Consider the following 14,254-nt stretch of genomic DNA (forward strand, 5'->3'; position numbering starts at 1 on the left):
GGCGCCGGCCCCGCCGGCGGCCACGCCGACCGCGGCGGCACCGCCCCCGGCCACCACGACGACACCCGCCGGGCCGCGGCAGGTCACCTATTCGGTGACCGGCACCAAGGCTCCGGGTGACATCATCTCGGTGACGTACGTCGACGCGTCCGGCCGGTCCCGCACCCAGCACAACGTGTACATCCCGTGGTCGATGACCGTGACACCGATCTCCACGTCCGACGTCGGATCGGTCCAGGCATCCAGCCTGTTCCGGGTCAGCCGGCTCAATTGCTCGATCACCACCAGCGACGGAACGGTGCTGTCGTCGAACAACAGCGACGCACCGCAGACGAGCTGCTGATGGTCAGCAGGTATTCGGCCTACCGGCGTGGTTCGGACAGCATCCCGCCCGACGTCATCGACCGCCTCCTGCTCGGCGCCTGCGCGGCCGTCTGGCTGGTGTTGCTGGGCGTCAGCGTGGCGGCCGCCGTCGCCCTGGTGGATCTCGGCCGGGGCTTCCACAAGACGCCCGGCGGCTCGCACACCTCGTGGGTGTTGTACGCCGTCATCGCGATTTCCGCGCTGATCATCGCCGGGGCGATCCCGGTGCTGCTGCGGGCGCGCCGCATGGGCCTGATCGAGCCGGCGACCCGGCCCGGCGCGGGTGCCGGGCGCACGCCGCACCGGCCCCCGGTGCGCCTGATGGCCCCCGCGCCGCGCACCGCGGCCGAGCGGGCGCGCCAGCCGCGGATGCAGGCGGCGGAGCCGGCGACGGAGTGGTCGGGCGCCGCGGTGGATCGGGTGTGGTTGCGCGGCACCGTCATTCTGACCGGCACCATGGGCGCCGCCCTGATTGCGGCCGCCGCGGCGACGTACCTGATGGCCGTCGGTCACGACGGCCCATCCTGGGTGGGCTACGCGGTGGCCGGGGTCGTCACCGCGGCGATGCCGGTGGTGGAATGGCTGCACATCCGCCAGTTACGCGACCTGCGGGACGCGCGCTAGGCGCACAGGCTCCCTCGGTTCTCCTGGGGCCGGGTCTCCTGGGGCCGCGACACATAAACCTCTGCGAGGACACGCCGAAATGCGCCGCAAGAGTTGATGTCTCGCGGCGCACTCTTGGCTTGGTGCGGTTCAGTGCTCGTCGTGTTCGCCGTTGGAGGAGCCGACGATGCTCTCCTGGTATTCGCGCAGCGCGGTCAGCTCGCGGTGCTCGGCGGCATGCTCCGCCTCGCGCAACGCGGCGTCCTCGGACGGCGGGTCGGCGAACAGGAAGCTGCCGCTGCCGGGCGAGCCGGCGGAGCCCAGCTTGTTCATCCGTTTGGGCACCGGGGCGCCCTCATACTCCAGCGGAATCGCGTGACCGTGCGCGTCGACGGGGCCGAGCGGCTGGTGCAGCTCGATGTAGGCGCCGTGCGGCAGCCGCTTGATGATGCCGGTCTCGATGCCGTGCTCGAGCACCTCGCGGTCGCTGCGCTGCAGCCCGATGCACCACCGGTAGGCGATGAAGTAGACGAACGGCGGCAGGATCACCATCCCGATGCGCCCGATCCACGTCGTCGCGTTCAGCGAGATGTCGAACTTGAACGCGATGATGTCGTTCATCGCCGCGAGGGTGAGCACCATGTAGAAGGCGATCGCCATCGCGCCGATCGAGGTGCGCACCGGCACGTCGCGCGGCCGCTGCAGCAAGTTGTGGTGCGCGTAGTCGCCGGAGAACCGCTTCTCCAGGAACGGGTAGATGATCAGCAGGATGAAGATCAGGCCCATCAGCAGCGCGACCCAGACCGGGGCCGGAATGGTGTGGTGCCAGAAGTAGAACTCCCACGGCGGCCAGATACGGGCCAGGCCCTCCGTCCACATCATGTAGAAGTCCGGCTGCGAGCCCGCCGACACGTGAGACGGCTTGTAGGGGCCCAGGTTCCAGATCGGGTTGATCTGCAGCAGCCCGCCCATCAGGCCGAGCACACCGACGATCGCGGCGAAGAACGCGCCGGACTTGACCGCGAAGATCGGCATCACCCGCACGCCGACCACGTTGTGCTCGGTGCGGCCGGGCCCGGGGAACTGGGTGTGCTTCTGGAACCACACGAACGCCAGGTGCAGCCCGATCAGCGCCAGGATGATCCCCGGCAGCAGCAGGATGTGCAGGGCGTACATGCGCGGGATGATGGCGCCCACGGTCGCGCATTCGTTGCCGATGCCACCGCAGGGGAAGTCGCCGCCGAACAGCGCCCAGTGCAGCCAGGTGCCGATCACCGGCATTCCCAACGTGATCGAGGACAGGGCGGCGCGCAGCCCGATGCCGGACAGCAGGTCGTCGGGCAGCGAGTAGCCGAAGTAGCCCTCGAACATGGCGAGGATCAGCAGCAGCGAACCGATCACCCAGTTGGCCTCACGGGGTCGGCGGAACGCGCCGGTGAAGAAGATCCGCGCCAGGTGCACCATGATCGATGCGGCGAAAAGCAAAGCGGCCCAGTGGTGTACCTGGCGCACGAACAGCCCGCCGCGCACCTCGAACGAGATGTCCAGGGTCGAGGCGAAGGCCTTGGACATGTCGACGCCGCGCAACGGTTGGTAGGCGCCGTTGTAGGTGACCTCGGCCATCGACGGGTCGAAGAACAGCGTCAGGTACACGCCGGTGAGCAGCAGCACGATGAAGCTGTACATCGCGATCTCGCCCAGCAGGAACGACCAGTGGGTGGGAAACACCTTGTTGAGTTGCCTGCGCACCGCCGCCGACGGGTGGTAGCGCGTATCGATGTCCTCGCCTTGGCGGGCCAGGACGTCACCGATCTTCGGGGGACTCAGTTTGGGGCTCATGTCGTCGTCCTCTCCCAAAATGCCGGTCCGACGGGCTCGATGAAGTCGCCGTTGGCGACCAGGTACCCGTTGGAGTCGATCGTGATGGGCAGTTGCGCCAATGCACGCGCCGCGGGGCCGAAGATCGGCTTGGCGAAGTGCAGGGCGTCGAACTGCGACTGGTGGCAGGGGCACAAGATCCGGTAGGTCTGCTGCTCATACAGCGACGCGGGACAGCCCAGGTGCGAGCAGACCTTGGTGTAGGCGAAGAACTCGCCCCAGTTGAAGCTCTCCTGGCCCTGGCGCTTGACCATCCGCGACATGTCGCTGGGCCGGATCCGGATGAGCATCACGGGGTTTCGGACGCCCTGGTTGATCGCGCGGAGCTTCTCCTGCGATTCCGGGGTGGTGCCGTCCCCGTCGGACTCCCGCCACGGGAAGACGGTCTCCATGCCGCCGGCGTCGAGGTCCTCGGGGCGCATCTTGATGAACGGCGAGGAGCCGGCCGAACCGGTGGCACGCGCCAGGAAGATGGTCTCGCCCTTGTAGCGCGGGGTCCACCCGGACGTCCACAGCACGGCCTTCTTGCCGTCCGCGGTCGGCACCACCGGCTTCCACGGGTTTTTGATCAGGCCGCCGGCAAACGCCACCAGGGTGGACAGCCCGAACGCGCCCAGCCCCACGCCCAGCGACAGGCCGACCAGCTTGCGCCGCCCGATCGTCGAGCCCTGGTACGCGTCGGCCAGGTTGGCAACCACCGTCTTGCGGTCGATGTCGCGTGAGGCGCCGTCATGGCGCTCCTGGATCGAAAGCTCTTCGGGGATAAACCTTTTCTGGTACAGGATCGCGCCGATCGCGATGCACAGGATCGACATGCCGAAGGTCAGGCCGTACAGCGGGGTGGCCAGCGTGTACAGCAGGCTGCCCGGGGCGTCCTTCGGCTTGTACTCCCACGGCCAGAACAGGAAGACCAGCAGCAGCGCCACCCCGAAGAAGCCGCCCAGCAAAAGCCAGCGGGCCACGGAGCGCTCGGCGCGCTTCTCGGCCTTGGTGCCCTCGACCGGCCAGCGCGTCTCCTTGTAGACCGTCTCGACGCCGTCGATCTTGCCGCCGAGGGCCACCAGTTCCTGCTGCGACATCGCGGCCAGCGCGGCGTCGCTGGGCTCGTGGGGTGCCCCCGCTCCGCCCTTGTCGGTGTCCGAGCCGCGCACGTCTTGCTCGCTCATGATGCTCGCGCCCCAATCCACAGTGCCAGCCCGATGGCGGCCACCATCCCGATGATCCACGCGGCCATGCCCTCGGGCGCGGGTCCGAAGCCACCCAGGCCGTAGCCGCCCGGCTGCCGCTCCTCGGTGACGGTCTTCACGTACGCGATGATGTCCTTCTTGGCGTCGAAGGACAGCTGGCGGTCAGAGAACTTCGGCATGCTCTCGGGTCCGGTCAGCATCGCGGTCAGGATCTGCTGCTCGTTGGCTTCGCCCAGGTCGGGCGCGTACTTACCCGACGACAGGGCCCCGCCCTTCCCGGTGAAGTTGTGGCACGACGAGCAGTTCAGCCGGAACAGGTCGCCGCCGCGGCCGACGTCGTCACCGCGCAGCGAGTGCATCGCCAGGCTGCCGTCGGGGTTGCGCACGGTGGTGGGGCCGCCGCCGTTGGCCTGCACGTAGGCGCCGATCGCGTCGATCTGAGCTTCGTCGAAGATCGGCTCCTTGCGCGGAGCCTGGGCGGCGCCGGCCATCACCGGCATGCGGCCGGTGGACACCTGGAAGTAGACGGCCGCCTCGCCGACGCCGATCAGGCTGGGGCCGTGGTCGGCCACGCCCTGCAGGTTGGCGCCGTGGCAGGACACGCAGGACGTGTCGAAAAGCTGCTTGCCGGTGCGCAGGATCGCCGAGGAGTTCTCGTCGGCGACGGCCACCTGTGGCGTGGGGGTGAGGACGGCGGCCAGGCCGCCGGCCACGGTCAGGGCGATCAGCAGCAGCAGCCCGCCCGACAACCGCCGCCGCAGGCGCCGTCGCGAGCGGTCGCTGTGCCCTTTTCGCGGCTGGCCACGCCGGGCACCGTTTCGGGTAGACCCCAGTTTCTTCAACCGAGCACTCCTGTCCTTCGCCTGGTCAGCGGATGAAATAGATCACGGTGAACAGCGCGATCCACACGATGTCGACGAAATGCCAGTAGTAGGAGACGACGATGCTGGCCGTCGCCTGCGCCGGCGTGAACTTGCTCATCGCGGTGCGGGCCAGCAGGAAGATGAAGGCGATCAGCCCGCCGGTGACGTGCAGGCCGTGGAAGCCGGTGGCCAGGTAGAACACCGTGCCGTAGGCGCTGCCGGGGATCGTGGTCCCATGCGACACCAGGTGGTAGTACTCGTAAGCCTGGCCGAGGACGAAGAACAGGCCCATCAGGAACGTGATCACATACCAGCGGCGCAGCCCGAACACGTCGCCGCGCTCGGCCGCGAACACGCCCATCTGGCAGGTGAACGACGACGCGATCAGCACCAGCGTCACCGGCACGGCCTGATAGAGGTTCAGCTCGGTCGGCGGCGGCGGCCATTTGCCGCCCGCCTGAGCCCGCGCCGTGAAGTACATCGCGAACAGGCCAGCAAAGAACATGAGTTCGCTGGACAGCCACACTATGGTGCCGACAGCGACCATGTTCGGCCGATTCAGCGAATGCACTCGCGACGTGATCGCAGTACCCGAGGTCCCCACAGCGCTGGTCACATCCGCAAGTATGACGCTTTGTAGTTGTCGAACTCTACCCGGGTCCGAAATTTCTCGAATCGGCGTTCCGCCCGCCCCCACCGGCGCGCTGGGAGCAACGGTTGGGCGGGCGGCTGACCCTCGTGGGACCATCGGCGCGTGGCCGCGTCGCCTGAAGCCCGCCCTCCCCGGGGCGCCCCCGGGGAGTCGCCGTCGTGGCCGCAGGTGCTCGGCCGCCTGACGGGCGGTCAGGAACTGGGGCGGGGCCAGGCCGCCTGGGCCATGGACGAGATCATGGCCGGCGCGGCCGGCCGGGCCCAGATCGCCGCCTTCGCGGTGGCGATGACGATGAAGGTGCCCAGCGCGGCCGAGGTGAGCGAGCTGGCCGACGTGATGCTGCGCCACGCCCGCCCGATGCCCGCGGGCGCGGTCCCGGACGACGCCGTCGACATCGTCGGCACCGGCGGCGACGGCGTCAACACGGTCAACCTGTCCACCATGGCCGCGATCGTGGTGGCCGCCGCGGGGGTGCCGGTGGTCAAGCATGGCAACCGGGCGTCGTCGTCGCTGTCCGGGGGCGCCGACACGCTCGAGGCGCTCGGGGTGCGCATCGACCTCGAGCCCGACCAGGTCGCGCGGAGCCTCGCCGAGACCGGGATCGGGTTCTGCTTCGCGCCGCTGTTCCACCCGTCGTACCGGCACACATCCGCGGTGCGCCGCGAGCTCGGGGTGCCCACCGTGTTCAATCTCCTTGGGCCGCTTACCAATCCGGCTCGGCCGCGGGCGGGCCTGATCGGCTGCGCGTTCGCCGGCCTCGCCGAGGTGATGGCCGGTGTGTTCGCGGCACGCCGGTCCAGCGTGCTGGTGGTGCACGGCGACGACGGGCTCGACGAGCTGACCACCACGACCACCAGCACGATCTGGCGGGTGCAGGCCGGCACGGTGGACCGGCTGACGTTCGATCCGGCCGGATTCGGGTTCGCCCGGGCCGAGCTGCACGAGCTGCTGGGCGGCGACGCGCAGGCCAACGCGGCGGAGGCGCGCGCGGTGCTGGCCGGGGCCAAGGGCCCGGTCCGCGACGCGGTGGTGCTCAACGCCGCCGGGGCGATCGTCGCGCACGCCGGCCTATCCAGCCGTGCTGAATGGCTGCCGGCCTGGGAGGACGGGCTGCGGCGCGCCTGCGCGGCCATCGACTCCGGGGCGGCCGAACACCTGCTCGCGCGATGGGTGCGGTTCGGCCAGCAGCTCTGAGCCCCCCTGCGCCGGATCCTGTTGCCAGGCCAGCCGCGCCGAACGCGCCAGGGCCGCCCACGCCGACCAGGCGCCGGCCGACCGCAGCGGGGTGCTCCACCCGGCATCGTCAACGCCGGCCACCCGCACGATGCGCACCCCTGGGGTGGCCAGCCACCGCGCGACGAGCGCGGTCTCCTCGACCAGCGCGCCGCCCAGCGGGGCCGCCGTCGGCAGGATCGTCTGCGCGCCGGCCCGAAGGGCGTCGACCACCGGCATCGGGGGCACCCCGCGCCTGGCGGCGCCGGCCGCGGCGAGTTGGCCGTAGCGGATCACGGTGAGGTGGTAGCCGCCCTGACCATCGGGCGCGGCGGCGATCAGCTCGGGCACCGCGGCCAGCGACCGCAGCCGCTGGCCGCGCCACAGCGTCTCGATGGCGGTGGCGGTGCGGTCGCGCAGGCGCGCGGCGCTCTCGAAGTGGCGTTGCTCGGCAAGCGAGGCGACGTGGCGCACGGCGGCGGCCAGCGCGGCGTTGTCCAGCCCGTCGATCAGCGCCCCGGCCCCCGCCACGGCCGCCGCGTACCGGGTGGCGGTGACACCCCGGGCGGCCGGGCACGGCGACACCTCGACCTCCGGGCAGGCCGGTCCGTGCAGGGCCGAACGGCCCAGCCGCGCGGTGCACGTCCGCAGGCCGGTGAACCGCGCCAGCAGCGCCGCCGTGTCGATCGCATCGGTGCGGGACCGGAACGGGCCGACGGCGCGGTCGTGCCGCGGAGCCCGAATCGCCGACAGCCGCGGGAACGCCTCGTCGCTCAGCACCAGCCACCACCACCGCTGCGGGAACCTCGACCGCCGGTTGTAGGGCGGGGCGTGCGCGGCCAGCAACCGCAGCTCCCGCACGCCGGCCTCCAGCGCATGCGCGCACTCGACATGGTCGACCGCGCCGGCCAGCGTGACCATCTCCTTCATCCGGCCGCGGGGATCCGCGCCGGTGAAGTACTGGCCGACCCGGCGCCGCAGGTCGACGGCGGTCCCGACATAGAGCACTTCACCCGCCGGGCCGCGGAACAGGTACACGCCGGGCCGGTGCGGAAGGCCTTCCGCGAGAACGCGTTTGCTGCGCTGGGCGGGCGTCACGTCGGGCAGATACGAGCGCAGGTCGGCATAGGTGTGCACGCCCTGGTTGCCCACTCGCTCGATGAGCGCGTGCAGGACGTCGACGGTCGCCCGGGCGTCGTCGAGCGCGCGGTGCGTCGGTTGGGTGGCCACCGCGAACAGCCGCGCCAGGGCGGCCAGCCGCACGCTGGGGGCCTCCTCGCGGCCGAGCACCCGGCGGGCCAGGCGCACGGTGCACAGCACCTGGGGACGGGGCCAGGGGATGGCGCAGCGCTGCGCGGCGGCCCGCAGGAACCCCACGTCGAACCCGGCGTTGTGGGCCACGAGCACCGCCCCGTGGTCCAGGCCGGCGAACTCGAAAAACATCGGCAGCACGGCGTCGATGGTCGGGGCGTCGCACACCATCGCCGTGGTGATCCCGGTGAGCCGCACGATCTGGGGCGGGATGGCGCGCTGCGGGTCCACGAGGGTGGCGAACTCGCCGAGCACGACGCCGCCGCGCACTTTGACCGCCCCGATCTCGGTGATGGCGTCGCACGGTCCGCCGTCGGCGCTCTTGGTGCGTCCGCCGGTGGTCTCCAGGTCCACGACGACGAAAGTGGTTTCGCGCAAAGGGATTTCGTCGATCGGGGTGGCGGCCGGGTGCCAGCGCGCTCCCAAGTCGGCGAAACTCAGCTGAGCCGCACCACTCATGGCGGAGAGGTTAGGCACTCGCACCGACAGCGGTCTGCTTCCCACGCCGGGCGGATCGACGGCGGATTCGATGTCGGTGCCCCCGGCTAGCGTGCGGATCAGCGCGCGAAACTTCAGCGTTCGAACGACCGAGAGGACGGCCCGAGATGGCATACGGCAGCGGCAAGGGCGAGGCGGCGTCCGGTCCGGAGGCACCGGTGGTGATCGACTGCGACGAGTGCGCGGTGCGCGGCCCGGGATGCCGCGACTGCGTGGTCAGCGTGTTGCTCGGCGTTCCGGAGACCCTGTTGCACGACGAACGGGCCGCACTCGAGGTACTCGCCGATGCCGGGCTGGCGCCGAGGCTGCGGCTGGTGCCGATTCGTCGGGACCGTGGGGCCGGTGTAGCCTAATTGCCTTGTGCGCCAAAACCGCTCAAGCGTCTTAGGGGATTGCCAACATTCACATAGTAACGACAGAAATCTTTCCGATTTCTTAACGATCCGGTTTGGACAAACGTCGATATCGTTTCGTAACCTGTTTGAGACCTAAACTAGTCCGACGGCGCTCCTGCAGTGCCAGTCCAGGCCGTTTAAGGATGCAAATTTTGAGGCTCGACTCTATGTACCCCTGTGCGCGTGTCATCACACGTTCTGCCCTAGGTACGTTAGCGGGCTTGGTGGTCTTCTCGGGGGTTTTCGCCGCGAACTCCGTGGCCGATCCGGCCGAGGACGCGCTGGCCAAACTGAATCAGCTGTCCCGCCAGGCAGAACAGACCACCGAGGCGATGCACAGCGCGCAGCTCGACCTGAACAAGAAGCTGGCGGTCCAGCAGGCGGCGGAAAAGAAGCACGCCGACGACCAGGCCGCCGTGGATTCGGCGAAGGCGCGCCTGGCCTCCTTCCAGGGCGCCGTCAACAAGCTCGCCGCCGCGCAATACATGGGCGGCCGCGTCGACGGCATGGAGGCCATGCTGACCGCGGGATCGCCGCAGGGCCTCATCGACAAGCTGGCCGTGCAGCGGCTGATGGCGGCGCAGATGCGCACGCAGATGACGAGCTTCCGGGCCGCCAGCGAGCAGGCCGCCAAGGCCGAGCAGGCCTCCGCCAAGTCCGCGGCCGACGCCAAGAGCGCCGCTGAGCAGGCCGCCGCGGTCCGCGCGAGCCTGCAGTCCAAGCAGAGCCAGCTGCAGGTGCAGATCGCCGTCGTCAAATCGCAGTACGTGGCCCTGACGCCGGAGCAACGCACGGCGCTCGCCGACCCCGGGCAGGTCCCGGCGGCCGCGCCGCCGCCAGGTGCGCCGGCGCCGGACGCGGTGCCGCAGCCGGGCGGACCGCCGCCCGCCGACGCTCCGCAACCCGCCGGAATGATGCCCGGGATGCCGGGGATGCCCGGGATGCCCGGGATGCTGCCCCCCGGCGGCGTGGGCGGCGGTGACCGCGCGACCGTCGTGCAGGCGGCGCTGACCCAGGTCGGCTCGTCCTATGTGTGGGGCGGCGCCTCACCCGGCGCTTTCGACTGCTCCGGGTTGGTGATGTGGGCGTTCCAGCAGGCCGGCATCTCGCTGCCGCACTCCAGCCAGGCGCAGGCTCAAGGCGGTCAGCCGGTGGCGCTGTCGGACCTGCAGCCCGGCGACGTGGTGACCTTCTACTCCGATGCGTCGCACAGCGGCATCTACGTCGGCGACGGGATGGTCATCCACTCCTCCACCTACGGCGTGCCGGTGCGGGTGGTGCCGATGAATGCCGCCGGCCCGATCCACGACGCCCGTCGCTACTGACCCCCTCAGTCGGCGGCGTCGGCTGCCGCTCCTGCTGGCCTGGGTGTTCGCCCTCGAGCTGATCGTGGCCGCGGCCGTGCCGTTCGACGCGGCCGGCGACGGCAAGGCCCGGCACGCGCAGCTGGTCACGCCCGCCCGCAGCCAGGTGGGCGCCGCGGCGAGGTCGCTGGTCGTCGGCGACCGTACGGTCCGGCTCGTCGGCCTGGGCGGCGCCGTCAGCGACCGGCTGCTGTCGCGGGTGGCCTCCGGCATCGGTGGCGCGATCACCGCGGTGACGTCCTTCTGGGGCGGCGACTGGCCGCACGACATCTCGATCCTCGCCACCGGCTCGGACGAACAGTTCCGGGCCGCCGCCGGCGGGGGACCGGCGTCGCAGTGGGCCGACATCGCGGCCGTGACGGTGGCCGACCGCGTCGATCCCACCCACCACGCCGCTTTCGGTCAACGGATCGTCTTCGCCCCGGGCGCGGTGACCATGAACGAAAGCGCGCTGCGAATTGTGTTGACGCACGAGCTGTTTCACTACGCCGCCCGCGCCGACACCGCCGCGGACGCGCCCCGGTGGCTCACCGAAGGGGTCGCCGACTTCGTCGCCCGGCCGCAGACCGCGGTGCCCGCCGACGCACTGCCGGTGCCGCTGACGATGCCGGCCGACAGCGAGCTGGACGAGCCGGGTCCCCAGCGCTCGCTGGCGTACGACAAGGCATGGTGGTTCGCCCGCTTCGTCGCCGACACCTACGGGGCGCCGAAGTTGCGTGACCTGTACCTGGCCGCATGCGGGATCGGCCACGCCGACGTGCGCACCGCGGTGCACGACGTCCTCGGCACCGACACGGCCGGCCTGCTGGTGCGATGGCACCAATGGCTGGCCCGCTAGCCTGACCCAGGTGAGCCGGGTCCTGCTGGTAACCAACGACTTTCCGCCCCGCCCGGGCGGCATCCAGTCCTACCTGGGCGAGTTCGTCGGCCGACTGACGCAGCATTCGGTGACGGTGTACGCGCCGCAATGGAAGGGGGCCGACGCCTTCGATGACTCGGCCGCCGCCGCCGGCTACCGCGTGGTGCGCCACCCCGGCACCCTGATGCTGCCCGGCCCGGCGGTGGACGCCCGGATGCGCCGGCTGATTCGCGAGCACGGCATCGACACCGTCTGGTTCGGCGCGGCCGCGCCGCTGGCGCTGCTGGCGCCGCGCGCCCGGCAGGCCGGCGCCACCCGCGTGCTGGCCAGCACCCACGGCCACGAGGTGGGCTGGTCGATGCTGCCGGTCGCGCGGTCGGTGCTGCGTCGCATCGGCGACAGCACCGACGTCGTGACCTTCGTGAGCCGCTACACGCGTTCGCGCTTCGCGTCGGCCTTCGGGCCCGCGGCGCGGCTGGAGTACCTGCCGCCCGGGGTGGACACCGACCGGTTCCGGCCCGACCCCGCCGCCCGGGCCGAGCTGCGCGCCCGCTACGGGCTGGGCGAGCGGCCGGTCGTCGTGTGTCTGTCGCGACTGGTGCCGCGCAAGGGCCAGGACGCGCTGATCAAGGCGTTGCCGTCGATCCGGCGGCGCGTCGACGGGGCGGCGCTGGTCGTCGTCGGCGGCGGACCGTACCTCGAGGCGTTGCGCACGCTGGCCCGCGATCGCGGCGTGGCCGAGGATGTGACGTTCACCGGCGGCGTGCAGGCCGCCGAACTGCCGGCCCACCACGCGCTGGCCGACGTGTTCGCGATGCCGTGCCGCACCCGCGGCGCCGGGATGGACGTCGAGGGCCTGGGCATCGTCTTCCTCGAGGCCTCGGCGACCGGCGTGCCCGTCATCGCCGGCCTGTCCGGTGGGGCCCCGGAAACGGTGCAGCACAACAAGACTGGGCTGGTGGTGGACGGCCGCTCGGTGGACGAGGTCGCCGAGGCCGTCGCCGAATTGCTGGCCGATCCCGACCGGGCCGCCGCGATGGGCGCGGCCGGGCGCGCCTGGGTGACCTCGCAGTGGCGCTGGGACACGCTGGCCGCCCGGCTGGGCGAACTGCTGGGCGGCTAAGTGTGCGAGCAGACGCAAAAGTCCCCGATTTCATGCCGAAATGGGGACTTTTGCGTCTGCTCGCGGCTAATCCTTCTCGTAGATCGATTCGATGTCGGCGGCGAACTTTTCGGCCACCACGTTGCGCTTGACCTTCATCGTCGGGGTCAGCTCGCCGGTGTCCTCGGTGAAGTCGACCGGCAGGATGCGGAACTTGCGGATCGACTCGGCGTGCGACACCGCCAGGTTGGCGTTCTTGACGGCCGCGTCGACCTCGGCGAACAGGTCCGGGTCGGTGGCCAGGTCGCCGACCGACGCCTCGGCGGGCTTGTGGTTGCGCTCCTTCCAGCCGACGAACGCCTCCGGGTCGATGGTGATCAGCGCGCCGATGAACGGCTTGGCGTCGCCGACCACCATGGCCTGACTGATCAGGGGGTGCGCCCGCAGCTGGTCCTCGAGCACCGCGGGCGCGACGTTCTTGCCGCCGGCAGTGACGATGATCTCCTTCTTGCGGCCGGTGATCTTCAGGAAGCCGTCCTCGTCCAGCGCCCCCAGGTCGCCGGTCTTGAACCAGCCGTCGGTGAACGCGTCGCTGGTGGCCTGCTCGTTGCGCCAGTAGCCGTCGAAGACCACGCCGCCGCGCACCAGCAACTCGCCGTCGTCGGCGATGCGCATGCTGTTGCCCGGCAGCAGGGTGCCGACCGTCCCGATCTTGACCCTGCCGACCTGGTTGACCGTGATGGCGGAGCTGGTCTCGGTCAGCCCGTAGCCCTCGTGGATGGTCAGGCCGACGCCGCGGTAGAAGTGGCCCAGCCGCGCGCCCAGCGGGGCACCGCCCGAGACCGACGCGTGGCAGTCGCCGCCCAGCGCCGTGCGCAACTTGTGGTAGACCAGCCGGTCGAACAACGCGTGCTTCGCACGCAGCAGCAGCCCGGGCCCGCCGTCGTCGTGGGCCTGGCTCCAGTCGACCGCCGTTTGCACGGCCATCGCGAAGATGCGCCCCTTGCCGTCGTTGACGGCGTTCTGCTCGGCGGTGTTGTAGACCTTCTCGAACACCCGCGGCACCGACACCACGACCGTCGGCTTGAACACCGCGAACATCGGCAGCAGGTTCTTGATGTCGCTGGTGAACCCGACCGTGACCTTGTTCGCGAACGCCGACAGGGTCAGTGACCGGGCCAGCACGTGAGCCAGCGGCAGGAAGACCAGCAGCCGCTGGCCCTCGTTCAGCAGCGTCGGCAGGCACTCCTTGGCGCCGCGGGACTCGTAGAGCAGGTTGGAGTGGGTGAGCTGGCAGCCCTTGGGCCGGCCGGTGGTGCCCGAGGTGTAGATCAGGGTCGCGGGGTCGTCGGCGCGCAGCGCCTCGAGGCGGGCGGTCAGCTCGGCCGGCTCCACCGCCGCGCCGGCCTCGGCGAGCTGGTCGAGCGCCTTGGGGCCCGATCCGTCGATGTGCAGCACCCGGCGCAAAGCCGGCAGATCGGTGGTCAGTTCGGTGACCATCGCGGCGTGCGCGTCGGTCTCGGCGAAGGCCACCACCGCTTCGGAGTCCTGCAGCACCCAGCGCACCTGCTCGGCCGACGACGTCTCGTAGATCGGCACGGTGACCGCGCCCACCGAGAGGATCGCCAGGTCCAGGATCGCCCACTCGTAACGGGTGGCCGAGAAGATGGACACCCGGTCGCCGGCCTGCACGCCGAGGGAGATCAGACCCAGCGCGGCCGAGCGGACATGCCTGGCCGCCTCGGCGCACGTGACGTCGGTCCACACGCCGTCGACCTGGCGCTGAAAGATGACGAAGCTCGGGTCATCGCGCTCGTGGTCGAAGACCATGGCCGCGACGCTTTCGTGCTCGCCGACGGTAAAGCGGGCGGGGACACTGTACTCACGCACTCTGATGACCTCGATTGGCTCGTCACGTTCCGGGTGCCGGCTTGCTGTGGCCCAGCCTAATCCGCGCTTCGAGCAGC

At 70.7% G+C, this 14,254-nt stretch carries 12 protein-coding genes and 1 pseudogene; 7 read left to right on the forward strand and 6 right to left on the reverse strand.

What is annotated here, in order from left to right; translation table 11 throughout:
* The coding region (locus A5696_RS27335) for an MmpS family transport accessory protein (RefSeq protein WP_082969117.1) at positions 1 to 343 on the forward strand (343 nt) is incomplete at its 5' end.
* A complete protein-coding gene (locus A5696_RS23395; RefSeq protein WP_067883374.1) occupies positions 343 to 987 on the forward strand; it encodes a DUF2561 family protein in 645 nt (214 codons plus the stop codon). The genes A5696_RS27335 and A5696_RS23395, both read left to right, overlap by 1 nt.
* Positions 988 to 1,116: 129 nt before the next feature.
* Here the strand turns inward: A5696_RS23395 and A5696_RS23400 are convergent, their stop codons facing one another.
* Genes A5696_RS23400 through A5696_RS23415 form a run of 4 tightly spaced genes read right to left on the reverse strand, consistent with a single transcriptional unit; the run spans position 1,117 to position 5,510 of the window.
* A complete protein-coding gene (locus tag A5696_RS23400; RefSeq protein WP_067883414.1) occupies positions 1,117 to 2,805 on the reverse strand; it encodes a cytochrome bc complex cytochrome b subunit in 1,689 nt (562 codons plus the stop codon).
* Entirely contained in the window at positions 2,802 to 4,010 is a 1,209-nt protein-coding gene (locus tag A5696_RS23405; RefSeq protein WP_067883375.1) for a ubiquinol-cytochrome c reductase iron-sulfur subunit, read from the reverse strand. The genes A5696_RS23400 and A5696_RS23405 overlap by 4 nt, the downstream gene beginning before the upstream one ends.
* Positions 4,007 to 4,873, reverse strand: coding sequence for a c-type cytochrome (locus A5696_RS23410; protein ID WP_067883376.1), 867 nt, complete (start codon positions 4,871 to 4,873; stop codon positions 4,007 to 4,009). The genes A5696_RS23405 and A5696_RS23410 overlap by 4 nt, the downstream gene beginning before the upstream one ends.
* 25 nt (positions 4,874 to 4,898) lie before the next feature.
* Positions 4,899 to 5,510 (reverse strand): heme-copper oxidase subunit III, encoded by a 612-nt coding sequence (locus A5696_RS23415; RefSeq protein WP_067883377.1) that lies wholly within the window; start codon positions 5,508 to 5,510, stop codon positions 4,899 to 4,901.
* Positions 5,511 to 5,648: 138 nt separating this feature from the next.
* Here A5696_RS23415 and trpD point away from each other — a divergent pair, with 138 nt between their 5' ends.
* On the forward strand, positions 5,649 to 6,740 hold the full coding sequence (trpD, locus tag A5696_RS27340) for an anthranilate phosphoribosyltransferase (RefSeq protein ID WP_156738559.1): 1,092 nt from the start codon (positions 5,649 to 5,651) through the stop codon (positions 6,738 to 6,740).
* On the opposite strand, the pseudogene A5696_RS23430 reads toward trpD, so the two are convergent.
* Positions 6,678 to 8,681 (reverse strand): annotated as a pseudogene (locus A5696_RS23430) (DEDD exonuclease domain-containing protein); the annotation flags it as partial. The gene trpD and the pseudogene A5696_RS23430 sit on opposite strands and share 63 nt — an antisense overlap.
* On the opposite strand from A5696_RS23430, the gene A5696_RS23435 reads away from it, so the two are divergent.
* From A5696_RS23435 to pimB, 4 genes are all read left to right on the forward strand, one after another.
* Positions 8,675 to 8,920, forward strand: coding sequence for a hypothetical protein (locus tag A5696_RS23435; protein WP_067883378.1), 246 nt, complete (start codon positions 8,675 to 8,677; stop codon positions 8,918 to 8,920). The pseudogene A5696_RS23430 and the gene A5696_RS23435 overlap by 7 nt on opposite strands.
* A 185-nt stretch (positions 8,921 to 9,105) precedes the next feature.
* Entirely contained in the window at positions 9,106 to 10,287 is a 1,182-nt protein-coding gene (gene ripC / locus A5696_RS23440) for a peptidoglycan hydrolase RipC (protein WP_156738560.1), read from the forward strand.
* A gap of 43 nt (positions 10,288 to 10,330) precedes the next feature.
* On the forward strand, positions 10,331 to 11,164 hold the full coding sequence (locus A5696_RS23445; RefSeq protein ID WP_067883379.1) for a hypothetical protein: 834 nt from the start codon (positions 10,331 to 10,333) through the stop codon (positions 11,162 to 11,164).
* Positions 11,165 to 11,174: 10 nt separating this feature from the next.
* On the forward strand, positions 11,175 to 12,308 hold the full coding sequence (gene pimB / locus A5696_RS23450; protein WP_067883380.1) for a GDP-mannose-dependent alpha-(1-6)-phosphatidylinositol monomannoside mannosyltransferase: 1,134 nt from the start codon (positions 11,175 to 11,177) through the stop codon (positions 12,306 to 12,308).
* Positions 12,309 to 12,374: 66 nt separating this feature from the next.
* Here pimB and A5696_RS23455 read toward each other — a convergent pair whose 3' ends face one another.
* On the reverse strand, positions 12,375 to 14,177 hold the full coding sequence (locus tag A5696_RS23455; protein WP_067883381.1) for a long-chain fatty acid--CoA ligase: 1,803 nt from the start codon (positions 14,175 to 14,177) through the stop codon (positions 12,375 to 12,377).
* Positions 14,178 to 14,254: the final 77 nt, after the last annotated feature.

The organism is Mycobacterium sp. E2699 (assembly GCF_001666745.1).
Taxonomy (GTDB): domain Bacteria; phylum Actinomycetota; class Actinomycetes; order Mycobacteriales; family Mycobacteriaceae; genus Mycobacterium.